The following is a 22,594-nucleotide window of genomic DNA, read 5'->3' as shown; positions in this document are numbered from 1 at the left end:
TCAGGATGGGGAACCGGCGACGGTGCCCTCGGGGGGAATCCGGTCGATGAACGTCCTGAGATGCCGCGCGAACTCATGGTATTCCACGACCAGTGGAGCGGTGATGGACACCTGTGGGGGAGTCCGGGCACATTTCGCCTCGTAGCAGAGCAGCATCGGAGCCGGGTCCGCCCCAATGAGTTGCGCCGCCGACTCGATGACCTCCATCGTCTTCAGCGGCGCCTTGCGTCCGCTTAAGCGGAGAGCCGTCCGCATGTACGCCGCGAACGACGGGGTCCCGCTGACGAGGAGATTGCCGAGTTCCCGTGGGTCGTTCGCCGCCAGGAGTGTACGGAGACGAAGGTGCAGGATCGTGTCGCGGATCTCGTGCTCAGCGTGGAGGCGCACTTCGTGGTACTTCGGTGACGCGGCGGCAACGGGATCTCCTCCGTAGAGAACCTTCCGCGCGTCCTGCATGTCCGCGATCTCGAGGGCGAACGTGTCGCCCATTCCACCCCATTCTTCACAAGAGAAGATGTGCGGGGGCGTGTTTCCGGCGCGGACCCACTGCTGGAGCATTGGGGCTGCGGCCGCGAGCTGTTGTGCGTCGACCTCATCCAGCAGGACGAGAACGTTCACGTCGCTCATGCCTGGAATGGCTTCACCCCGAGCGACCGAACCGAACAGCACAACGCTTCGCAGGGCACTGCCGAAAATAGTGACGAACTGCTTCGACAGTTTCTCAGCGGTCGACAGAGGGTCGAGCATGGGGCAGTGCGAGTCGAATGAGGAATCGAAAATCGGTGGGGCCGAGATGGGCCGATGGTATGGAAGAGGGTATGGGAGAGGCAGGCAGGCAGCAAGCATAGCGCGGTCCCGCTCCGGCAGCGTTAGGATGGCGCCATGTCAAGTCGCATCTACCTGCTCCGTCACGGCCAGAGCCAGGCCAACGTCACAGGTCTGGTGGCCAGCAACCGAACCAATGCCGCCGCCGCTTTTGGGCTGACCTCCCTGGGGCGTGACCAGGTGCGGGCTTCGGTGGGTGCCGCGATGGCGGCGGGTGAGCTCCCCCCGGGGTGTCCCATCGTGTGCTCTCCCCTTTTGCGCGCCGTCCAATCGGCGCAGGAGGCAGCGGCGATCCTCGGTGGGGACGTTCGGGTGGACGATCGGCTGATCGAGAGGGCCTTCGGAAGCCTGGAGTTGGGGCCCGACGACGCGTACGAGGGCGTCTGGTCTGAGGACCGTGAAGATCCGGGACATGAGCGATGGGGCGTCGAGAGCACCCGGGCGATCCTGGAGCGGGGAGCCTCACTTCTGCGGGAGTTGGCGGAAGGTCCGAACGCCACCGTGCTGAGTACCCACGGGGATGTCGCGTCGGTGCTGTTTTGTGCCTCCCTCGGCCTTCCGCTGGGCCGACACCGCGAGGTCGGGCCCCTGGCCAACGGTGAGCTTCGGCTCTTGGCGCACGGCCTTCCGCCCGCCCGCCCCGCCTGAGCCGGCGGGCGCGCCGTCTCGACTCCGTCCCTCGCGCAGAGACTCAGTGGCGGCCATGTTGGCGCGTATGTCCTCCCAGTCGACTACCCCGGTGTACGGCCTCGATCGCCGTGTGGACGAGTCCATCGTGGTCCGTCTCGGGGGAAGTTGGGCACTCGCCCAGGGGTTACGGGGGGCAGACCTCCTCGAAACGGCTCTCGTTGACGAGCGGCCGGTGGCCATCCGCTTCGACACGGATGATCTGGGGGACTGGGACAGCAGCCTGCTCACGCATTTGGTCGCGGTCTCCGCTCTCGGCAAGGAGTACGGCGTCGATGTCGACACCTCGGGGCTGCCGCTGGGACTTCAACGACTCCTGTCGCTCTCCCAGGCCGTTCCGGCCCGGCCCGACGCGCGCACGGCGACGACGGGCAGCGACTTCATCGACCGCGTGGGAGAGACCGCCCTCCAGACCCACCGCGTCGCGTGGGAAGGGGTCGACTTCGTCGGCGACCTGACCATCGCGTTGGGCAGAGCCCTGCTGGGCCGCGCCCGGTTCCGCGGGTCGGACCTCGCGCTGCTGGTCGAGCAGAACGGCTTCGAAGCGCTACCCATCGTGACCCTCGTGACGTTCCTGCTGGGACTCATCCTGGCGTTCGTAGGCGCGGTCCAGCTCCAGACGTTCGGCGCCACGATCTACGTGGCCGATCTCGTCGGCGTCGCCATGGTGCGGGACATGGGGGCCCTCATCACGGGCATCGTGATGGCCGGCCGCAGCGGTGCGGCGTTCGCGGCGCAACTGGGCTCCATGAAAGTGACCCAGGAGACCGACGCGCTCACCACCATGGCCATCTCGCCGATGGAGTTCCTCGTGGTGCCGAGGGTGTTGGCGCTATGCCTGATGATGCCCCTCCTGACGCTCTACGGCGACGCGATGGGCGTCCTGGGCGGCGGGTTCGTGGGCCTGACCATGCTCGACCTCTCGGCCATGGAGTACCTCCGTCAGACCAGCACCGCGGTGAGCCTGACGGACGTCGCTGGCGGAGTCCTGAAGGGAACCGTGTACGGAATCCTCATCGCGATCTCGGGCTGCCTCAGGGGGATGCAGTCGGGGAAGAGCTCGTCGGCCGTGGGTGACGCCGCTACATCGGCGGTGGTGACCGGGATCGTGAGCATCATCATCGCGTGCGGGATGTTCGCCTTCGTCTTCTACACGTTGGGCATCTGACTGTGCTTTCGTCAGGTCCGGTCCAGGATACGGCGGCCATCACCGTCCGCGACGTGACGATGGCGTACGGCGACTTTGTGCTCCAACGCGACCTCGACTTCAGTATCGCCAAGGGGGACATCTTTGTCATCATGGGCGGAAGCGGGTGCGGCAAGAGCACGTTACTGCGTCACCTCGTGGGCCTGAACACGCCGGCCAGGGGAGAGGTCTACTACGGGCCGGAGAGCTTCACCGCGGCGGAGCCCGCGCGTCGCCGTGAGATCTTGCGTCGTGTCGGCGTCCTGTACCAGAGTGGGGCGCTCTGGAGTTCCATGACTCTCGCGGAGAACGTGGCCCTCCCCCTCGGCGAGTTCACGGACCTCAGTCCCAAGGAGATCCGGGAGGTCGCCTCCCTGAAGCTGGCGCTGGTCGGGCTTTCCGGCTTCGAGGACTACCACCCGTCCGATATCAGCGGAGGCATGCAGAAACGCGCCGGGCTGGCACGGGCCATGGCCCTGGACCCGGAGATCCTGTTCTTCGACGAGCCGGGTGCCGGGCTGGACCCGGTGAGCTCGGGGCTCCTGGACAACCTGATCTTGGAGCTACGTGACAGCCTCGGTGCCACCGTCGTGATCGTCACCCACGAGTTGGCGAGCATCTTCGCCATCGGCACCAATAGCGTCTTCCTGGACGCCGAGAGCCGCACCATAATTGCCAGCGGCTCCCCTAGTGAGCTCCGTGACCATTCCGAACACGAGCGTGTTCGTCGATTCCTGCGAAGGGAGACCTAATTTGAGTCGCAAGGCCAATCCTACCCTCATCGGAGCCTTCGTCCTCGGAGGGGTGTTCATCGCGGTCGCCGCAGTCGTGGCGTTCGGATCGGGTCAGTTCTTCCGCGATACCCAGGCATTCGTCACCTTCTTCGGAGGATCCGTGGCCGGCCTCGACGAGGGCGCACCGGTGAAGTTCCGTGGAGTCGAGGTCGGGGAGGTGACAGGCGTTCTCCTCGACATCCCCAACCTGGAGCGTGAGAGCGGGGACGTGCGTATTGCCGTCGTCTACGAGTTGGACCGTGGACAACTTGAAGCGAGGGGAGCCACAGTTCGGCTTTCGGACCCATTCAACATCGACACCCTCATGGCGCTAGGGGTCAGGGCCGAACTGTCCACAGAGAGTCTGGTCACCGGGCGGAAATACGTCGCCCTCGACTTCGTTCCGGCTGATCCCGTGTCTTTTGTTCCTGTGGTCGGCCTGGGGTACCCGGAGATTCCGGCGATAAACACCGGCCTGGATGGAATCCAGGAGGCGCTTCAGGGCATCATCGCAGATCTCGGCGCCGTTCCCCTGGACTCCCTGGTCAACGCCGCCATCGGGGCCCTGTCCGAAATCGGGACGCTGGCTTCTTCGCCGGAGCTTGGTCAAACCGTGCGCTCCCTGCCCGGCGCCGTGGAAGGCCTGAACGCGGCGGTGGCTGACCTCCGGGGTCTGATGGTCACCGTCGACTCGTCCCTCATCCCCATCCGGGACGGTGTACTGGCCACCGCCCAGCAGACGACGTCTGCGATGCATCAACTGGAATCCACGCTCCAGGAAGTCGGCGAGACCCTGGAGCCTTCCTCACCGGCTTCGGTGCGATTCGAGGAGGCCATGCGGGAGTTGAGCGCGGCGAGCCGCGCCCTCCGGGATCTTGCGGAGTTCCTGGAGCGGAACCCCAGCGCCATCCTGAGAGGCAAACCTGGAGGAGGACGATGAAGAAGATCTCACTGCTGGTCGGAGCATTGTTCGTGGCGGGGTGCCTAGGTCCCCGCCCCGACCCGTCCACGTTCTATCACCTGACCGCCGAGGCTTCGCGCGGTGCCTCCGCCGTCCCGGTGAGGGTGGGTCTCGGGCCCATCACGCTCCCTGGCTATCTGGACCGCCCCCAGATGGTCACCCGGATGAGCGAGAACCAGGTCGGGCGTTCGGAGGCCGCCCGGTGGGCCGAACCGCTCTACGACAACATATGGGGGGCCTTGGCGGAGAACCTGACGCGCTCGATCCAGCCGGAGTCGGTCGTCGCCTTTCCGTGGCACCCCTCCGTCGGCGTCGACTACGGGGTGGCATTGGACTTTGCCCACTTCGAAGCCGACAGCTCCGGAGTCGTTCGGCTGGAGGTGGCGTGGAAAATCACCGACGACCGTTCGGGGGCGGTGCTCGAGCGCCGGGCGACGGTGCTGGACGAGGACACTGAAAGAGACGGGACTGAGGCGAAGGTTGTCGCCCTCAGCCGGGCTCTGGCGCGCCTGAGTGACGAAATCGCGGCGGGCCTTCGGCACGTCCACAACCAGCGCGGCGCACGGTAGGGTGTGAGAGGTAGGGAGGGAACGTGTCAGAGCCGCTGGAGGGGAGGAGGCAGGGAGGCTCGATGGACCGGAGAGCCAGCGAGGGGATGCTGTACGGAGCCGGTCGGATGCTCAGATGGGCGAAGTAGTCGGGTAGGGATTGATCGAAGACGAATTCTGGGGTCGCCATGACAGAGCCTGCGCGGGCTTCCGGGGGGCTCCCATGGATCCAGCGGACCCGAAGCTGCTCCCTCTAGTTGCGCACCGTTTGGCGGCCCGTCGGCGACGGAGGGATCTGCACCGGCCCCGCGCTCTATCGTCCGCCTGTTGCTTGTAGCACGATCCCATCAAAGTGTAGCTTCTAACACACCACAGCTCGCCAGGGCTGGTCGGACAGCAGAAAAGCCTCTGTGTTTCAAGGATTTTTGGACCTGGTCGCTCTTGTTTCGAGTCCTGCAGCGACCATAAAGAAGCCCGCAGCCGATTCGTCGGCTGCGGGCTTCTTCTTTTTTGGTGCTTGTATCGCTCAGCCCCGTGAGACGAACGCCGTCGCCAGCGACATACCGACGGCGAGTGCCAACACTCCGAGCATCACCGATCCTGCCAGGTAGCCGCCGGCTCGCCACAGCTCTCCATCTCGCACCAAGGCGACCGCTTCGTAGCTGAAGGTGCTGAAGGTGGTGAAGGACCCCAGGAATCCGAGGGCGACGAACTGTCGGAGTTCGACGGAGACGTTTGCTTGCAGCCACACCAGTACGAATCCGAGCGCCAATGACCCGCTGACGTTGACCGCCATTGTGCCCCACGGAAACTCGCTGCCGGTCATGTTCTGGACCCAGCCAGAGGCGACGTATCTGGAGATCGCGCCCAGCGGGCCACCGATCCCGATGATGAGGAGTGTCACTGCGAGGCAAGGCTCGTGGTTGAAGGGATGCTGCCCAAGAAGTCCTTGATCGCTGCAGAGATCTCTACGGGACTGTCTTCCTGGATGTAGTGCTTCGCGTCGAGGCGGCACACTTGAGACCTCACGAAGTCCTCCCGGAAGCGATCCATATACTGGCGAGGGAAGGCGAGGTCATGGAGACCCCACGTCAGCAGAAGAGGGACATTTCTCAGCTTGTCCTGCACCTCGTCGGACAGATCGCCGAGCCACAGGGAGGCGTCGATGAGTTGCCGCGGGAACTCAGCCGCCCCGATTCGTCGTTGGCCGGTTGGCAGCGCTTCGCGGTAGTGATCCATGACCTCCTCCGCGAGAGGGTGTTTCACCGCCATGGGCATGATCTTCTCGACGAAGAAGTTCTTCTTGAGGATCTGCGTTTGCATGGGCGCCGCCGACATCGCGTACGCGAAGCCCTTCATGGTCACCGTGTCGATGGGCCAGTACCACGTGTTCCCCATCACGAGTCCGCGCACTTTGGGCAGGTTGTCCAGTGCGACACGCATTCCGATAGGTCCGCCCCAGTCCTGACCCATGATGGTCAGGTTGTCGAGCCCGAGGTGCCTCACCAAGTCGCTGACGACCTCGGCGTGTTCGGCCGGCGTGTAGTCGTAGCTGGCGGGCGCTTCGGAGAGCCCGAACCCTGGATAATCCACCGCGATACAGCGGAAGTGCTGCTTCAGGCGGATGATGATTCCGCGGTACAGGAAGCTCCATGTCGGGTTCCCGTGGAGGAAAAGGATCGGGTCACCGACCCCCTCATCTACGTAGTGCACCTGGCCTACGCGGCTGTCGAACCACTTCGACGCGAACGGGAAGAGGCGGCGATCAGGTGTGAAGGGTGGGATGTAGCTCAACGTGGCTACTCCAGGGGAAGTTGTTCCGCTAGCCGGCCTTACGATGCCGAAACCCGGTTAGTGACGAAAGTGGAGCCACGTATCCTGACGTATGAGCGAGCCACTAGGCCAGCCCCTAGGTTGTTGCACGTCGCATCAGCGCAAAGGTAAATGGAGTGTCTGCATGACAGAGCCCGCCGAGGCTGCCCGAGGCTTTTGGAAGACCGTCTTCACGAAGCCGGTGATGTCATGGGCTCTCTACGATCTGGCGAACACGATCTTCTCCATGAACATCGTGTCGTTGTATCTGGCGCTGTGGGTTCTCGACATGGGTGGGACCGACGCGACCTGGGGGTATGCGAACAGTCTCGCCATGCTCCTGGTCTTCGTCAGTGCCCCGATCCTCGGGGCGCTCTCCGACCAAGCAGGCAGGCGTTTGCCGTTCCTCAAGCTGTGCACCGTCGCTTGTGTGATCTGTACTGCGGCGCTCGGCGTGGGTGGGCTTTGGGTTACGCTCGGCTTCTTCGTCGTCGCCAACTACTTCTTCCAGGCCAGCCTGATTTTCTACGACGCGACGCTTTCGGTCGTGAGTACGCCGAAGACGAAGGGAGTCGTGGGTGGCTTCGGGGTCGGAATCGGATACCTCGGCTCGTTTATTGGTGTGGTTACTGGCCTGGTCCTTCTGGATCGGATCGGACACGTGGGCATCTTTCGGGTGACCGCTCTTCTGTTTGCGTTCTTTGCGATCCCGATCTTCATCTATGTGAAGGAGACAGGGGTACACACGAAGGTGCGGCTCACCCTGAAGACGGCAGGGAAGGCGTTGCGCCAGGTCAAGGATACGCTGCGCCATCTGCCACGATATCGCGGCCTCGGGCGATTCTTGTTAGGACGGGTCTTCTACACCGATGCCGCGAACACGGTGATCATCTTTCTGGGGATCTACACCCAAGAAGAAGCCGGATTCGACACCACAGGCACTCAACTTCTCATGCTTGCGGCGATCGTATCTGCGGTGCTCGGTGGTCTCATTCTCGGCTCGGTGGTCGATCGGATCGGACCCAAGCGGACGTTGAACTTCGTTCTCGGACTATGGACGGTCGCTCTGGTCGGTGCCGTGGCGATTCCCGTGTTCGGGCTTCCCGTTGCCACGTTCTGGGCCGTCGCATGTGTCGCCGGAGTCGCACTTGGAGGGACGTGGACGGCAGATCGCCCGTACATGTTGATCTTGGCACCACCAGGGCGCCTGGGTGAGTTCTACGGCCTGTACAGCATGGTGGGTCGCTTCGCCGCCATCATTGGACCCGCCATGTTCGCCCTCGTGTCCCATACCTTGGGCTGGGGTCGCCCCGCAGCGATGGGGAGCCTTCTGGTCTGGATTCTGATCGCGTGGGTGATCCTCAGGAAGGTGACCGACGAGGAACGCGACTGGGGGCCGGAGGATCTTCTGCCTCCGGAAGTCGCCGGCTAGGAGACCGCGGCTGCGGAGCGGCCGTCGTGAAGGCTCGACCTACGTCACCCTACGTATCGAACCCGCTTTGGCCGTGAGGTATGTTTTGGGGTCCAACCGAAGGGGATTAAATCGGAGGATGGCATGACTCGCTCCACGAAAGCCCGATTCATTGGTACGCTCGCCCTTGCCTGCCTTGTGCAGCCGGTCGATGTGGGGGCACAGGAGAGACCCACGGGACTCGAGGTCGGAGCCTTGCCAGCCATCACCTTCGATGCGGACGAAGGGTTCGGATACGGTGCGCTTGTCGAACTCTATCAGTACGGAGATGGTGCCCTGGGTCCGTACATGTGGTCAGCCCGGCCGACGGTCTTCCTGACCACAGAAGGGCGACGGGACTTCACACTGTTCTTCGATGCGCCGCATCTGTTGCCGGACGGATGGCGACTCGATGCCTTTCTCGGTACTGAAGAACAGATTGCGACTCCGTACTACGGTGTTGGCAACGCCTCTGCATACGACGAAGCGTTGGACTTGGAGGATGGCCCAAATCCGTTTTTCTACAGATTCGGTCGCAACAGGCGGAGCGCCACGTTCAATCTCCAGAGGCCTTTTGGAGAGTCCAAGTTGCGTGGGCTCTTCGGCGCGGGCTTCGTAAATACAGACATCACGGACGTCCCTGAGGGAGACGGTACGACGCTGTACGCCGGAGAGATCGTGACCGGCGAAGATTCGGAGTGGACGAATTACGTTCGGGCAGGGTTGGTCTGGGACTCGCGTGATCGTGAGACCGGGACACGAAGTGGCGCCTGGACGGAGTTTCTGTTTCAGCGCGTGGATGAGCAGTTCGGTGCGGATCGGAGTTACTCGCGGTGGACCTTCACCGACCGGAGGTATCTCTCGATTGGCTCGAAGCTGGTCTTCGCACACCGATACTTACTTCAGGGTGTCACGGAAGGCGCGCCGGCACACGACTTGTTCCGGGTGCAGACGTCCTTCAAGCAGCAGGAAGGGCTTGGGGGTGCCAAGACCGTGCGAGGTGTTCTCAAGAACCGCTTTGCTGGACGTGGGATGGTGGTATGGAATGCTGAGCTCCGGTGGCGAGCGGCGGAATTCAGATTGATCGGGAAACCGTTCCATGTGGTTCTTTCGGCGTTCGTCGACCAAGGCAGGGTGTGGGATGGTGACGTGCAGCTCTCCGAGCTCATGACAGACCTTCACCGTGGCTTTGGTGGGGGGGTGCGGATCGGCATGGGTGAGAACTTCATCATCGCCGCAGACCTCGGCCGTTCGGCCGAAGCCGGTATGCCCATGTACATCGGATTGGGATATCTGTACTAGGGGCTGGGGCCCACCCAATTCCTTCGGAGCCGTCGCCAAACCGCACGGCATGATACACCTTTGCCGATGGATTTGAGCGTCATAATCGGGGCTGCACTGACGTGTGCGGCGGGTGGAGCGTTTCCTTGGATCAGTTCTGAAGCGGTGATCCTAGGTGCAGCTCTGGTACTGCCGGTCGATCAGCTCCCGGTGCTCGTCCTTGCCTGCGCCACCGGCCAAGTCGTCGGCAAAACCGTTCTTTATGGGCTGACGCGGTGGGCTCCTGAAAAGCTGCCCCGTCGCGCTCAGGCGCTTCTGGCGAAGACGGAGCCCTGGCGGAAAAAGAAGAAACTTCTTGGTGCCGGGCTCTTCTCTGGAGCACTCGTGTCGGTGCCTCCGTTCGCCGTAATAACGCTAGCCTGCGGCACTCTGCGACTCCCGTTCCCCATCTTCATTGTGGCCGCGTTCGCGGGAACGGTGGGGCGGTATGGAGCGATTCTTTGGTTGGCCGTGCGAGCTGGGATCGGTACGTAGTCCCGACGGGCCGTCCTAGATGGTAGTGAGCTTCCGTGCGCTGACGGGCTTGAATGCCTGCCCAGGTGTCCAGCTCGTCACGTGACCGGTCACAGCGCTCGCGGCCACGGAGTACGGCGAACCCAGATAGAGATTTCCTGGCCCTGAGCGGCCGGGGAAGTTCCGGTTCTGAGAGGAAATCGAGACTTCATCAGGAGACGTTGTCACGCCAGGACCGGCCGCGATGCACGCTCCGCACCCGGGCTCAATGAATTCGGCGCCCATCTTCTCGAAGAGCTCCAGGTAGCCCTTTTCCCTGCAGTACTCACGAACCTCCGTCGAACCACACTGGATGAAGACGTTTACATCCGGGTGGGCGGTCAGGCCCTGTGCGTCTGCCTCCGCGAACACGGCGGCGTACATGTCCATGTCCTCTTTCTTGCCCGCAGTGCACGAGCCCGCATACGCGATGTCGATGCGGATGGGGTCGCTGCCCAACTCGTCGATGAAGACACCGTTGCCTGGATCGTTCGGAAGCGCCGCCATGGGCCGAATAGCGGAAGCGTCGATCTCGATGACCTTCACGTATTCGGCGTTGGGGTCGCTCTGCATGCCCACGATCAGTTCTTCGGCGCGAGCTCTGTCCATGCCGCGTTCGTTGACCATGAACTCGACGGACTTGTCGTCCGCCGCGATGATGCCGGTGAACGCACCGACCTCGGCCGCCATGTTCGTCATGGTGGCACGTTCGTCCACGGACAGAGCTTCGACGGCCGGCCCCGCGTACTCGACGATCTGGCCGATCGCGTGCCCGTCTCGAATGTACGGATGCCGGAGGATCTCCAGCATGTAGTCCTTGGCGGTCACGTTGTTTGCAGGTTCGCCTGAGACGACGACCTTGAACGACTCTGGTACGCTGACGCGGACGTCACGGGTGATCCAAGAGTTGAAGATCGCCGTGGTGCCTACTCCGAATGCGACGGCTCCAATGGCACCCGCGTGTGGTGTGTGGGAGTCGGTCCCGATCACGAGCATTCCCGGCTCGGCGTACTCTTCGAGGATCTTGGAATGGCAGATCGCTTGGGAGCCGAGCTTCTTGCCCATCTGTTCGCCGTAGAGCTTCACGCCCTGCTTTACGGAGAACTCGCGCTGTTTGACCTCGAGCTCCTTGGCGACGTCGAGCAGGCCCTGCTCGATGCGCTCCTGGCTCATGACTTTCTCGAGAAAGGTCAGGTGGTCCCGGAAGAACAGGATCGAATCAGGATCCACGACTTTCGCGTCCTTTCCGACTTTGTCCTCGAAGAAGATCGAGGCCATTGGGGTGACGTATTCGTGGCTGAACCGGATGTCCGTTTGGTAGAAGCCCGCGTCGCCCGGCTGTACCCAGGGGACGCCAGCCTCACCCTCGGCCGCATCGGTGACCAAGTGTTTGGCGAAGATCTTCTCCGCGAGCGTCATGGGTCGCGTCGCCGGAGGAGCCTGGAGCGTAGTGGCTCCTACGCCGGTGTGTCCGCCCTGCGCAGCGCTCAGCGGGATCGACACTTTGCCTTGAAGGCGTGCCACGTTGAACTCGAACAGTCCACCGAATTCGATGATCTGCCGGGTGATGTCGTCCTTGCCGGCGGTGAATTCCTCGAGCTGGATCTCCTCCCCTGCCTTGATGCGGTCGATGATGCCGAAGTCGTTCGTCGCTAGAACTCCGAGGTTTTGACAATTCTCGTTGTAGATACGCTCGATGCTCTCAGCGACCACCACCTTGATGCCCGAGTGCAGTTCGGCGTAGGGACTCGCCTCGCGGCTACTGCCCTTTCCGCGACGCTTTCCCGCGACGGAGCAGACGAAGCCGCCGTTACGAACCGCGTTGCGTTCTACCGGATACTCCGTCTCCCCGGTGGACTGGTTCGTTGTCCGTAGCCCGAGGTAGGGGAAGTCGCCCAGCGTCTCGTCATAGAAGAAGCAGATGTAGGCTGGGGTGATTTCATCCGTTGAGATCTGATCTCGTAGTTGATCCTTCAGCTCGTCGGTCAGCTCGACATTCAGGTTGTCGTAGAGCTGTCCCTTCACCAATTCGGCGTCGTCCAGCAGGTAAAGGATTCTGCCTTCGAACTTCAGGGTCGTCGGCCGCTTTTCGATTGGCCTTTCTCGGAGATCTTTGATCATGCGCGCCTGTTCGGTGGAGCCTCCAAGGGAGGTGGAGGGACCCGAAAGGTGTTCGCTCATCCGGCCGAAGCAAGACCCTTGGGGCCTCGATCTTTGGGGAGGGCGGCTATCGATGCGTCCTGGCAGGCAACCCTGAACAGGCCATGATTCATCTACAACTGTCGGAGATGTAGAACTGAAACCGAGAAGGGATGGAACCGTGAGTCGTTTCGGTGTTGGAAGAGTGCTTGTGCTGGCTGCCGCCGTCTTGGTCGTTTCCGGCGGCGCATTGGCCGCGCAGGAGGTCATCGATTTACCGGCTGCCGATCGTCGCCTCAACGCAAACTTCGACGAGGTCTTCCGGGTCGGGTCAATGAACGGGGAGTTGTGGGAGACGTTCGGTGAGGTGTCCTCCACGGGGTTCGACGCTGAGGGCTACCTCTACATCTTCGACCGGCAAGCGACCCGTATCGTGAAGGTCGATCGGGATGGGAATCATGTCAGCGACATCGGTAGGGCAGGAGAGGGCCCAGGTGAGATGCGAATGGCGTTCGGTTTTACCGTCATGAGGGACGGAACGGTCGTCGTCGGAGATCTGGGACATCGGGCCTTCACCCTGTACGGATCCGACGGGGAGTACCTGAGGTCTGTATCCATGGGCGCTCCCGGATCCATGAATATTCAGATGGGCCCGTACCTTCCGGATCCTGATGGAGACGCCGTCTATATAGGTGGTGAGGGAGGCATCCAGATACGTATGGGAGGTCCGGGTATGGCCGAGCCAACCACGCGACCCATCGAACGACTCGCGTTGACCGGTGAGACGACCCTATCCGAAGTGGTTGCAGAGGGTTGGCTGCCCCCGCCGCTAGAGGCCACCGAGGGCCGTACCCTTGGGTCGGGTGGCGGCGGGAACTTCCAGATTTCGATGCCTCCGCCGCGCGCGTTTGAGCCCGAACTGCTCGTCTCGGTCGTGGAAGGCGGGGTGGCCTACGTCGACTCCTCCGCGTACGAGGTGAACGTCACGGATGCGAGCGGGTCGCGCGTGCTGCGACGCTCGATCGTGCCAGAAGCAGTGACGCCGTCCGTGGAGGACGCCGAGCGTGAGCGCAAGATCGCTGAGATCGAAGAAGAGAGCAGTGGAGGCGGTGGCCGGGTGATGATGATTGGCGGTGGCGGCGGAGGTGGATCTTCGAACATGTCGATCGACCCGGACGATATGCGCAACATGCGACTCGAGTCGCTCGAGAACCTCGTCTTCTTTCTGGAAGTTCCGGTGATCCGAGCGCTGGCGTCGAGCTGGGGTGGGACGCTCTGGGTGCAGAGGCGCGGGGACGAGCCTGTTTCCAACGGGGCCATCGATATCGTCTCTCCCGACGGAGGATACGTGGGGACCTTCGCAGCTGGCGAAACGTCGATCCCGAGTTCGTTTGGGCCTGACGGGTTGGCTGCGTTCATCGAGATGGACGAATACGACGTCCCCACGATCGTGGTCCGCCGCCTGCCTGGGGCGATCAACTAGGACGCAGTACGAAACACGAGGGTCGCCCTAGGTGGCCTGCCGTGAGTAGTGGTGCCGGTCGCGATTGGACGCGTCGACCAGCGAAGTCGAAGGGATGGCAGCGACAGCTGCCATCCCTTCTTCGCGTCAGAAGCGGTCTTCTCTAAGCGAAGTCCACACCGAGCATCACCGCGATAATGATCGCCGCCACCGCGATCGGCGCGACGTAGCGGATGAAGAAGCGCCAAGCGCCGTACTTGAACCATGCAGGCTCAGTACCGTCGACTAGCTCCGCCTCGGTCTCCTCGCGAGTCATGAACCACCCGGCAGCGAGCGTGACCGCAAGCCCCCCCGTAGGCAGCATCCAGTTGCCCACGAAATGATCCATGGTGGCGAACCAACCCATCTTATTCGGGTTCCCGATGTCGAAGATCTGCCACGTCGAGAAGAAAGGCGTGTCGCTGAAAGAGAGTGCCGCGCAGATCGTGAACACGAAGACGGCCGCCCCAGACAACATGGTCGCCTTGGAGCGTTTGAGTCTGTGTTCGTCGATGACATACGAGACCGTTACTTCGAGCATCGCGATTGTCGACGTGAGTGCCGCAAATGCGACGAGCACGTAGAACAACGGCGCGAGGATCGTCCCGAATGGCACCGAGGTGTAAAAGAGCTCGGGTAGCGAGATGAAGAGCATGCCCACCGGAGAGGACCCGACCTGCTCACGCATTCCTGCGACCGAGAAGATCACCGAGAACATGATGATGCTCGCCACGATCGCGATGGCCGTGTCGAGCAGCACGATCCACCCGGCCGCTTTCACGATGGATTGGTCCTTGGCGAGGTACGATCCGTACGTGATCATTGCGCCCATGCCCAGCGAGAGCGTGAAGAACGCGTGCCCAAGCGCTTCCAGGACGCTGCTTGGCTCGAGCTCTGCGAAGTTCGGCCTGAATAGGAAGCTCAGGGCTTCCCCGGACCCATCCATTCCGAGTGCGCTTACGAGCAGCAGTAAGAGGATACCGAAGAGGATCGGCAAGAAGATTCGGGCGACGCGCTCGATCCCCTTCTGGATACCGAAGTACACGACGCCGACGGTCGCGATACTGAAACTGAGCGAGAGACCCAACTGCAGACCGATCTTGCTCACCTGTTGCCCGAAGACGTCCCCCATCGCGCCCGCCGCGGTGAAGCCTCCCAGGCTCCACTGGACCGACTTCCAGAAGTAGAAGAGGGACCAGCCCGCGATGACCGTGTAGTAGCTCAGCAGAATGAAGCCGCACAACACACCCCAGAGTCCGACGACGCCCCAGGCCGGGCCGATGGCCTCCTTAAAAGCGGGGACCGCACTCTTCTGCGTTTTCCGCCCGATGATCAGTTCGGCCATCATGATGGGCAGGCCGACTGCGGCGATGCAGAGCAGATAAACAAGGACGAACGCGCCGCCGTCGTTGTCCCAGGTGATGTAGGGAAATTTCCACAGATTCCCGAGTCCGATGGCGCTTCCTGTAGCGGCCAAGATGAAGCCCAGGCTTGAGCTCCAATTGCCGCGTTGCTGCTCGTCCATTCGATAACTCCGGGAAGGAGGTGCGGACCCATGTGGCGGGTACGCTGAATGGGCGACAACATACTGGGACCTTTGAACTCTCAACAGTCAGCGGTTTACTGTCAGTGCGTAAACTAATTCCTCTCCTGGAAACCGCATGAAGCGTCGATTTACGACCGTCTTTTTCGTCGCCTGCGCTGCGATCGTGGCCGCTTGTGGCGGCGCGGAGTCGGACGCGAGCGAGGACGATGTCTTCCGCGTCGCGCTGCTCACGGGAGGACCCGTCAGCGATGCTGGCTGGTACGCGGGAGCGTACGAAGGACTCCTGCTCCTACGGGACCAGATGGGTGCGGAAGTCAGTCATCAGCAGACCCGTACGCCCGCCGAGTTTGATGAGGCATTTCTCTCCTACGCATCGTCGGGATACGACCTCGTCTTCGCGCACGGCTTCGAGTATCAGGACGCGGCGATTCGGGCAGGCGAGCAATTCCCGAACACGATTTTTGTGGTCAGTGGGGGAGGACGGTTCTCGGCGAATGTCGTGCCTCTGATCTTCCAGCTCGAAGAAGCGACCTACGTCGCCGGAATGATGGCTGGAGGTATGTCACAGAGTGGCGTTGTGGGCATGGTGGGTGGGGTTGAAATCCCACCGGCTCAGAGCACGTTCCGGGCTTTTGAGGCGGGAGCTCGAGCCATGAATCCCGAGGTCGAGATTCTCGAGGCCTTTGTCGGGAACTGGGAGGATGTAGCGGCGGCGAAGGAGGCCACGATTGCGCAGCTCCAACGCCGTGCCGATGTCGTGATCCACAATATGGACGGCGGCTCCTTCGGGATCTTCCAGGCCGTCCGCGAAGCGGTCGCAGCCGGAGGCACGGTGTGGGCGCTCGGCATGAACAACGACCAAAACCATGTGGCTCCCGACGTCATCTTGGGGAGCGCGGTCATTCGCATCTCTCAAGCGTTCGCCGAAACGGCCCTCGCGTGGCAATCCGGCGAGTTGGGTGGCGCACCCATCTACGCCGGTTCGAGCGGCGAGGTGATCGACTTCGTGGTGAATCCAGCAATGACGGACCGCGTCCCGGCCGCGTTGCTCGAGGCGATAGACGAGGCACGAGCCAGCATTCGAGCCGGCACGCTCGAAGTGCCCAGTGTGCCTTTTGTTGAAGGCGGGCCCGGGGGGTCGTGACCAGAGTCCTTGCTCGACTCGACGGCGTCGTACGACGCTTTGGATCGATAACCGCGCTCGACGGGGCTCAACTCGAGCTGCGGGCCGGTGAGGTACACGGTGTCCTGGGAGAGAACGGAGCAGGCAAGAGCACGCTCCTGAACGTCCTTGGCGGACTCGTGCGGCCCGATTCCGGGACCGTATCCATCGAGGGCGTCCCCGTGACGATCGCGAACCCTCGAGATGCGTGGACCCACGGTGTCGGCCTCGTCCACCAACACTTCAAGTTGGTCCCGCGCCTTACCGTAACCGAGAACCTCACCCTCAGCATTCGGACCGCGCACACCGGATGGAGACTTCCGCTTGCGGATGTGAAAGAGCGAGCCCGAGCTCTGATGGCCTCGACCGGCCTCGACGTTCCGTTGGACGCGGACGTTGAAGACCTCGGCGTAGGCGATCGGCAGCGTGTGGAGATCTTGAAGGCGCTGCTCCGGGGACCTCGGGTCCTCGTTCTCGACGAGCCGACCGCTGTTCTGGCTCCCCCAGAGGTCGAGCCGCTCTTCGAGCTGCTGCGGAAGCTTGCGGACGAGGGGCGGAGTGTCGTCCTCGTGGCTCACAATCTCGAGGAGATCTTGTCGATTGCGGATCGAGTGACTGTCCTGCGGGAGGGTCGCTCGGTTCTGACCGCGGAGCGACGGGAGGTGACATCAACTGGCCTTGCGGCAGCCATGGTGGGGCGCGATGCAGCTGTGCCGAGCCGCGTTGCAGAATCGACGTCGGTTTCTAACGAGACGGGCGGCTCGCCGATCGTCGCGTCGTGCGCGTCGGCTCACGTCCTTGGGCCGCGCGGGGAGGTTGCGCTGGAGGATGTGGATCTCGAGATCCGAAGGGGCGAAATCGTGGGCGTCGCAGGGGTTGCTGGGAACGGCCAACGCGAGCTGGCGCGCCTCTTCTCTGGACGTACCGCTCCCATACGTGGCGCTGTCGATCTGCCGCCTCGCATTGGCTTCATTCCCCAGGATCGAATCGAAGAGGGCCTGGCGCTCGATCTTGATCTTGCTGAGAACGTTGCGCTGCATGAGCATAGAATGACGGATTCCCGGCTTCTCGACTGGACCGAGATCCGCGCCTCCACTGAGCGGATTGTCCAGGACTTCGACGTCCGAACGCCCGACACATATACACTCGCTCGGGCGCTTTCCGGGGGGAACCAACAGAAGCTTGTCGTGGGCCGCGAGATCCGTGCCGCCGGCGATTTGCTCGTGGCCGAGAACCCCACACGGGGCTTGGATGTCGTTGCAACAGGCTTTGTTCGCGCCCTCCTCCCGGAACTCGTTGCGGCACCCGACGGGCCTGGTGTTCTGCTTGTGTCGACCGACCTCAATGAAGTGATCGAACTCTCGGATCGGATCTTCACAGCTGTGCGTGGCCGACTGATTGAGATCCCAGCAGACGCACGCACCCGGGACAGCATCGGGTCCGTCATGCTGGCCGGCACGGTATGAAGCGCCCCGGCCCGGTGGTGGCAGCTGTCGTCGCTTTGCTAGCGACCACGCTTGTCGCGGCCGGATCGTTGTGGCTAGGGGGCTTCGATCCTCTCCAGGCCGGGGCTGCGCTTGTGAGGGGTTCGGTCGGCAGCCCGACTGCGTTGACCATCACGATGGTGCGAGCGGTCCCGCTTATCCTCACTGGCTTGGCGGTCTCTTTAGCCTTTCGGGCAGGTGTCTGGAACATCGGAGCTGAGGGTCAGTTGTACGCTGGTGCCATCGCGGCGGTCACGGTCGGGATCGGTGGGGCGGGGTTGCCGGCTCTGATCTTGGTTCCGCTCGTGCTGCTCGCCGCCGCATTAGCCGGGGCGCTCTGGGCTGCGGTGCCGGCGTTCATGCGGGTCCGACTCGGGGTCGGGGAGGTGATCACAACGATCCTCATGAACTTTGTCGGGGTTTATCTCGCCGCGTACATGGTGAGCGGCCCGCTGCAGGAGGCCCGTGGGATCTTCCCGCAAACGGACCCCATAGCGGACGCGGCGCAGCTCCCGATTCTCCTTCCAGGGACCCGCGTGCACATGGGCATCGTGCTTGCAGTCGCTGTAGGTGCTGTGATGTGGGTCGTCTTCAAGCGGACCCGATTCGGCTTTGCGGTACGAGCGGTTGGCTCTGCGCCGAAGGCGGCGAGAATCGTCGGTCTCATTCCTGTGGATCGCGTCATGATCATCAGCTTCCTGGCATCAGGCGCCATCGCGGGCCTCGCGGGCGGCGTCGAAGTCGCCGGGGTCACGTTCGCGCTGTATGCGGACCTATCCCCGGGGTGGGGATACACAGCGATCGCCGTTGCCCTCTTGGGTGGACTTCATCCGATCGCCGTTATCGGAACGGGTCTGCTCTTTGGTGCCCTCGGGTCCGGGGCGGCCGCGATGCAGCGGGATGCTGGCATCCCTCTGGCTTGGGCGTCAGCTGTCGAGGCTCTCGTGATTCTCTCAGTGCTCGCAGTCGATCAGGTCAGGAGGAGGACCGATGCCTGAGTCTCTCGCCCTGATCGCCTTCCTTGAGGCTTCGGTCCGTCTTGGCGTCCCTCTCGCCTTAGCGGCGATCGGAGAGACGATCACCGAGCGGAGCGGCGTGATCAACATCGGCCTTGAGGGGTCGATCATATCAGGCGCGTTGGGCGGGGCACTCGGGGCGCTTTGGTTGGGTGGAGCTTGGGGCGGGTTGGTAGTCGGAGCACTCGCCGGACTCTTCGTCGCTCTCGTGTTCGCAGCTTTTGCCATCGGTCTCGGTACAGATCAGATCATCACCGGTACGGCCATCACCCTCGGTGGCCTTGGTTTCACTGGAGCGATCTACCAGGCGGAGTTCGGCGCCACGGGCACAGCCCTGACCCTACCCACGCTTTCCGAGATGCCTATTCCGGGCCTGTCGAGCCTGCCCGTGATTGGCTCAGCACTATTCGACCAGGCACCCACCACTTATTTGGCCTATCTCCTCGCCCCGACCCTGTGGTACTTCCTCTTTCGTACCCAGTGGGGCCTCGAACTTCGGGCTGCCGGTGAAGAACCAGATGCTGCGGCTGCCGCAGGTGTACGTGTTCGGCTCGTTCGATTCTGGGCCACGGGCTTCGGGGGCTTACTCGGTGGCATCGCTGGAGCCCATCTCTCGCTCGCCCACGCGGGTACGTTCACCGAGAACATGAGTGCGGGGAGGGGCTTTATTGCGATCGCCGTGGTGGTTCTCGGACGATGGAATCCTCTTCTGGTCTTGATTGCGGCTCTGCTCTTCGGGGCCGCGTCTGCACTGCAGTTCCAGGCTCAGACGTTTGGCTTGGATTTGCCCTATCAGCTCTTCCTCGCTTTCCCATATCTGCTGACTCTGGCGGCTCTGGCTGGTTGGGTGGGGCGAACACGGGCGCCGGCCGCGTTGGCTGTGTCCTGGCCTCGCCGCCGCTAGGGGGAGCAACTTGGGGCCTATTGGGTGTCCTGAAAGGCAAGCTGCCCTCTATACTTGTGCCCCTAAGTAGCTCGATCGGCGATTCGAGGTTGGAGTGACAATGCGGTTGAACGGCATTCGGAGTCTTTGGGTGATCGCTGCTGCGGTCACACTGCTGGCCGGTGGCCCCCTACATGTCGTGGCTCAGTCCATGGATGGAACGGGTCTCGTGGCCACAGGCCTGCTGTTGCGCCAGATGGAAGGCGTCAAGCGGGTCCTGATGGTGGGCGCACACCCCGATGATGAGGACACTCCGATGCTCACCGTTCTCGCGCGTGGCCATGGCGCTGAGACGGCCTACCTATCTCTGACGCGTGGTGACGGGGGCCAGAATCTCATTGGCCCCGAGTTGTGGGAAGGGTTGGGCATCATCCGGACCGGAGAACTCGAGGCTGCGCGCGAACTTGATGGCGGAGAACAGTTCTTTACACGTGCGTTCGACTTTGGGTACTCCAAGTCTTCCGATGAAGCGCTGTCGTTGTGGCCACGTGATCAGATTCTATCGGACGCCGTCTTCGTCATCCGGAAGTACCGCCCGCATGTCATCGTGTCCGTCTGGTCGGGCACGCCCGCGGATGGTCATGGTCACCACCAAGCTTCGGGGATCCTGACGCGGGAGGCCTTTGAGGCCGCCGGCGACCCTACGCGATTCCCGGAGCACTTCGCCCAGGGCGTCGAGGCATGGAGGCCGGGCAAGCTCTATCTCTCGTCCCGCCGGCGCGGAGGGGGAGCGGACGCGCAGTCCTCCGTCCTCTTCCATGTGGGCGAGATCGATCCGCTTCTTGGAAGGTCGACGCTGCAGCTCTCGGCATTGAGCCGAAGTCAGCACCGTTCCCAGGACATGGGCTCTGCTCAGACGCTGGGTCCACGCATGGCCGGGGCCAACTTCATCGCGGGGCACGTCGAAGGCCCGGACGACGAGATGTTCGGCGGAATCGACACGACCCTGGTTGGACTCGCCTCCAACTTCGACGATGACGTGGCTCGAGAGGTCATCGTCCATCTTGAGGCGTATCGACGGGATGTGGCGATCGCACGGGCTACCCTCGGACTCACCCCCGCGGAGGTCGTGCCGCGCCTCGCGTCCGCGCTCCGTCATCTCGGACAAGCCAGCAACGTCGGTGGGTCGTCCGACCGCGAGTTCCGAGAGGTCATGGCGCAGAAGAAGACTGTGGCGACCCGCGCCCTCATGGCTGCAGCGGGTATCGTGCTCGACATCCGCTCTGGGGATGATCTGATCGTGCCGGGGCAGACCGTCGAGGTTCGGGCTCAGCTATGGAATGGGAGCCCGTTCAGTCTGTGGCTCCCCGAGGTTGAGCTACTCACGGCGGTAGCCCGCACCGTGTCCGAGGTGGCCGTAGAGGGTCTTGATGAGGACGGCCGGGTCGCGGCGGGTACCCTCGCTACTTGGCGCTACGAAGTTCGCATTCCGGGTAACGAAGCACCTTCGCGACTCTATTTCTTGGAGTCGGAGCGCCCAGGTACGTACTACGATTGGCCGGAGGCCTTTGACAACTGGGGTCTGCCGCGCAACGGGCCGACGCTCGAGGGTCGCGCGCGCTTCTCGTTGCTGGACGGGGACGACCCTGTGGGCGCGCAAGTGGAGGCGACCACCCCTTGGCGCTTTGTCGGAGTGAACCAGGCCCGCGGGGAATTCGTGAAGCCCGTGCTTGTCGTGCCTGCCGTGTCACTACAAGTGACACCGGGTGGACTCGCCTGGCCGCAGAGTCGGACGGAGCCACAAACAGTCACTGTGCTCGTTCGTACCGAGGCTGGAGAGGGAGCGTCTGGAGACCTGACATTGTCCGCACCCGAGGGGTGGACGGTCACGCCGGCGTCTCAACGGTTTGCGCTGGCGTCGGCTGGGGCGGAACGTTCGGTGAGCTTCGAGGTGCGACCCAACGGCGCGCCTGCACCCGGTGAGCACGTGATTCGAGCGGTCGCTGCAACGGACCGGTCCATGAGTTACTCGGAGGGGTACACGCTGATCGACTACGAGCACGTCGAGCGTGCGTTGCTCTATACGGAGGCGGTCACGAGTCTCACCGTGGTGCCCGCGACCGTCCGAGAGGGCGTCCGCGTCGGATACATCATGGGCACTGGGGACGACGGACCCACGGCGATCCGGCAGATGGGTGGCTCCGTGGAGCTCCTTTCCGAGGCGGAGGTGCGTGACGGCGCGTTCGGAGACTTCGACGTGATCGTCTTGGGAGTCCGCGCCTACGAGGCGCGCCCTGATGTGAGGGCCGCCAACGACCAGATTGTCGATTTCGCGAGGGACGGCGGCACAGTCATCACTCAGTACAACCAGTACCAGTTCTCTAGTGGCGGATATGCCCCGTACGAGTTGACGATTGGGCGCCCGGCCCCTCGAGTAGCAGACGAGACCGCGACGGTGACTGTCCTCGAGCCTGGGTCGCCGCTCTTCACGACGCCCAACCAGATCACCCAAGACGACTTTGATGGGTGGGTGCAGGAGCGAGGGCTCTACTTCGCGAGTGAGTGGGGGGAGGAGTACACACCGATGATCGAATTGAACGATCCCGGGGAACCCGCCCGTCAGGGGGCGCTGCTCGTGGCCTCTGTTGGGGAAGGGGTCTACGTGTACGCTGCGCTGTCGTTCTTCCGACAATGGGCGGGCCGCGTTCCAGGCGCCTACCGGCTCTTCGCCAACCTCGTTTCGCTAGATGCCCAGGAATGGGCGGAGTTTGTTGAGGGGCGTTGACCG

General features: G+C 62.9%; 19 protein-coding genes. 14 read left to right on the top strand and 5 right to left on the bottom strand.

Annotated features, from left to right (window positions below; genetic code table 11):
• Complete coding sequence (locus P8L30_05850) at nucleotides 1–747, bottom strand: nucleotidyltransferase domain-containing protein (protein MDG2239707.1); 747 nt, start codon at nucleotides 745–747, stop codon at nucleotides 1–3.
• A 135-nt stretch (nucleotides 748–882) separates the two neighbouring features.
• Between P8L30_05850 and P8L30_05845 the strand changes: the two genes are divergently transcribed.
• Genes P8L30_05845 through P8L30_05825 form a run of 5 tightly spaced genes read left to right on the top strand, consistent with a single transcriptional unit; the run spans nucleotide 883 to nucleotide 5,001 of the window.
• A complete protein-coding gene (locus P8L30_05845) occupies nucleotides 883–1,473 on the top strand; it encodes a phosphoglycerate mutase family protein (protein MDG2239706.1) in 591 nt (196 codons plus the stop codon).
• A 55-nt stretch (nucleotides 1,474–1,528) separates the two neighbouring features.
• Entirely contained in the window at nucleotides 1,529–2,680 is a 1,152-nt protein-coding gene (locus P8L30_05840; GenBank protein MDG2239705.1) for an ABC transporter permease, read from the top strand.
• A 2-nt stretch (nucleotides 2,681–2,682) separates the two neighbouring features.
• Complete coding sequence (locus P8L30_05835; GenBank protein MDG2239704.1) at nucleotides 2,683–3,450, top strand: ATP-binding cassette domain-containing protein; 768 nt, start codon at nucleotides 2,683–2,685, stop codon at nucleotides 3,448–3,450.
• A gap of 1 nt (nucleotide 3,451) precedes the next feature.
• Complete coding sequence (locus P8L30_05830) at nucleotides 3,452–4,411, top strand: MlaD family protein (protein ID MDG2239703.1); 960 nt, start codon at nucleotides 3,452–3,454, stop codon at nucleotides 4,409–4,411.
• Nucleotides 4,408–5,001, top strand: a complete 594-nt coding sequence (locus P8L30_05825) for a PqiC family protein (GenBank protein MDG2239702.1) — start codon at nucleotides 4,408–4,410, stop codon at nucleotides 4,999–5,001. The genes P8L30_05830 and P8L30_05825 overlap by 4 nt, the downstream gene beginning before the upstream one ends.
• A gap of 505 nt (nucleotides 5,002–5,506) precedes the next feature.
• On the opposite strand, the gene crcB is transcribed toward P8L30_05825, so the two are convergent.
• Both crcB and P8L30_05815 read right to left on the bottom strand, forming a co-directional pair.
• The gene (crcB, locus tag P8L30_05820; protein ID MDG2239701.1) at nucleotides 5,507–5,884 is read right to left on the bottom strand and encodes a fluoride efflux transporter CrcB; all 378 of its coding nucleotides are present in this window, start codon (nucleotides 5,882–5,884) and stop codon (nucleotides 5,507–5,509) included.
• Nucleotides 5,881–6,774 carry an alpha/beta fold hydrolase gene (locus tag P8L30_05815; GenBank protein MDG2239700.1) on the bottom strand — a complete coding sequence of 298 codons (894 nt, stop codon included), beginning with the start codon at nucleotides 6,772–6,774 and terminating at the stop codon, nucleotides 5,881–5,883. Before P8L30_05815 ends, crcB begins: the two co-directional genes overlap by 4 nt.
• Before the next feature lie 163 nt (nucleotides 6,775–6,937).
• Here P8L30_05815 and P8L30_05810 point away from each other — a divergent pair, with 163 nt between their 5' ends.
• The 3 genes from P8L30_05810 (at nucleotide 6,938) to P8L30_05800 (ending at nucleotide 10,057) form a co-directional block, all read left to right on the top strand.
• Nucleotides 6,938–8,224, top strand: coding sequence for an MFS transporter (locus P8L30_05810; protein ID MDG2239699.1), 1,287 nt, complete (start codon nucleotides 6,938–6,940; stop codon nucleotides 8,222–8,224).
• A 123-nt stretch (nucleotides 8,225–8,347) separates the two neighbouring features.
• The gene (locus tag P8L30_05805; protein ID MDG2239698.1) at nucleotides 8,348–9,544 is read left to right on the top strand and encodes a BamA/TamA family outer membrane protein; all 1,197 of its coding nucleotides are present in this window, start codon (nucleotides 8,348–8,350) and stop codon (nucleotides 9,542–9,544) included.
• A gap of 72 nt (nucleotides 9,545–9,616) precedes the next feature.
• Nucleotides 9,617–10,057, top strand: a complete 441-nt coding sequence (locus P8L30_05800; GenBank protein ID MDG2239697.1) for a VTT domain-containing protein — start codon at nucleotides 9,617–9,619, stop codon at nucleotides 10,055–10,057.
• 15 nt (nucleotides 10,058–10,072) lie between these two features.
• On the opposite strand, the gene P8L30_05795 is transcribed toward P8L30_05800, so the two are convergent.
• Nucleotides 10,073–12,196, bottom strand: coding sequence for an aconitase family protein (locus P8L30_05795; protein ID MDG2239696.1), 2,124 nt, complete (start codon nucleotides 12,194–12,196; stop codon nucleotides 10,073–10,075).
• 199 nt (nucleotides 12,197–12,395) lie between these two features.
• Between P8L30_05795 and P8L30_05790 the strand changes: the two genes are divergently transcribed.
• Complete coding sequence (locus tag P8L30_05790; protein ID MDG2239695.1) at nucleotides 12,396–13,697, top strand: hypothetical protein; 1,302 nt, start codon at nucleotides 12,396–12,398, stop codon at nucleotides 13,695–13,697.
• 142 nt (nucleotides 13,698–13,839) lie between these two features.
• Here P8L30_05790 and P8L30_05785 read toward each other — a convergent pair whose 3' ends face one another.
• Nucleotides 13,840–15,240 carry a sodium-dependent transporter gene (locus tag P8L30_05785; protein ID MDG2239694.1) on the bottom strand — a complete coding sequence of 467 codons (1,401 nt, stop codon included), beginning with the start codon at nucleotides 15,238–15,240 and terminating at the stop codon, nucleotides 13,840–13,842.
• 136 nt (nucleotides 15,241–15,376) lie between these two features.
• Between P8L30_05785 and P8L30_05780 the strand changes: the two genes are divergently transcribed.
• The 5 genes from P8L30_05780 (at nucleotide 15,377) to P8L30_05760 (ending at nucleotide 22,591) form a co-directional block, all read left to right on the top strand.
• The gene (locus tag P8L30_05780; GenBank protein MDG2239693.1) at nucleotides 15,377–16,405 is read left to right on the top strand and encodes a BMP family protein; all 1,029 of its coding nucleotides are present in this window, start codon (nucleotides 15,377–15,379) and stop codon (nucleotides 16,403–16,405) included.
• On the top strand, nucleotides 16,402–17,889 hold the full coding sequence (locus tag P8L30_05775) for an ABC transporter ATP-binding protein (GenBank protein ID MDG2239692.1): 1,488 nt from the start codon (nucleotides 16,402–16,404) through the stop codon (nucleotides 17,887–17,889). Before P8L30_05780 ends, P8L30_05775 begins: the two co-directional genes overlap by 4 nt.
• The gene (locus P8L30_05770; GenBank protein ID MDG2239691.1) at nucleotides 17,886–18,905 is read left to right on the top strand and encodes an ABC transporter permease; all 1,020 of its coding nucleotides are present in this window, start codon (nucleotides 17,886–17,888) and stop codon (nucleotides 18,903–18,905) included. Before P8L30_05775 ends, P8L30_05770 begins: the two co-directional genes overlap by 4 nt.
• Entirely contained in the window at nucleotides 18,898–19,827 is a 930-nt protein-coding gene (locus P8L30_05765; protein ID MDG2239690.1) for an ABC transporter permease, read from the top strand. Before P8L30_05770 ends, P8L30_05765 begins: the two co-directional genes overlap by 8 nt.
• A gap of 100 nt (nucleotides 19,828–19,927) precedes the next feature.
• Entirely contained in the window at nucleotides 19,928–22,591 is a 2,664-nt protein-coding gene (locus tag P8L30_05760; GenBank protein ID MDG2239689.1) for a PIG-L family deacetylase, read from the top strand.
• Nucleotides 22,592–22,594 lie beyond the last annotated feature (3 nt).

This window comes from Longimicrobiales bacterium (assembly GCA_029245345.1).
GTDB lineage: Bacteria > Gemmatimonadota > Gemmatimonadetes > Longimicrobiales > Gaopeijiaceae > CALFPJ01.
Note: the sequence above shows the minus strand (reverse complement) of the source record. Positions and strands in the feature narration are given on the sequence as shown.

Coding starts and splice junctions, on each gene's coding strand:
- P8L30_05850 (MDG2239707.1), bottom strand. CDS start 747: ATGCTCGACCCTCTGTCGACCGCTGAGAAACTGTCGAAGCAGTTCGTC.
- P8L30_05845 (MDG2239706.1), top strand. CDS start 883: ATGTCAAGTCGCATCTACCTGCTCCGTCACGGCCAGAGCCAGGCCAAC.
- P8L30_05840 (MDG2239705.1), top strand. CDS start 1,529: ATGTTGGCGCGTATGTCCTCCCAGTCGACTACCCCGGTGTACGGCCTC.
- P8L30_05825 (MDG2239702.1), top strand. CDS start 4,408: ATGAAGAAGATCTCACTGCTGGTCGGAGCATTGTTCGTGGCGGGGTGC.
- P8L30_05810 (MDG2239699.1), top strand. CDS start 6,938: ATGACAGAGCCCGCCGAGGCTGCCCGAGGCTTTTGGAAGACCGTCTTC.
- P8L30_05805 (MDG2239698.1), top strand. CDS start 8,348: ATGACTCGCTCCACGAAAGCCCGATTCATTGGTACGCTCGCCCTTGCC.
- P8L30_05795 (MDG2239696.1), bottom strand. CDS start 12,196: ATGATCAAAGATCTCCGAGAAAGGCCAATCGAAAAGCGGCCGACGACC.
- P8L30_05785 (MDG2239694.1), bottom strand. CDS start 15,240: ATGGACGAGCAGCAACGCGGCAATTGGAGCTCAAGCCTGGGCTTCATC.
- P8L30_05780 (MDG2239693.1), top strand. CDS start 15,377: ATGAAGCGTCGATTTACGACCGTCTTTTTCGTCGCCTGCGCTGCGATC.
- P8L30_05770 (MDG2239691.1), top strand. CDS start 17,886: ATGAAGCGCCCCGGCCCGGTGGTGGCAGCTGTCGTCGCTTTGCTAGCG.
- P8L30_05765 (MDG2239690.1), top strand. CDS start 18,898: ATGCCTGAGTCTCTCGCCCTGATCGCCTTCCTTGAGGCTTCGGTCCGT.
- P8L30_05760 (MDG2239689.1), top strand. CDS start 19,928: ATGCGGTTGAACGGCATTCGGAGTCTTTGGGTGATCGCTGCTGCGGTC.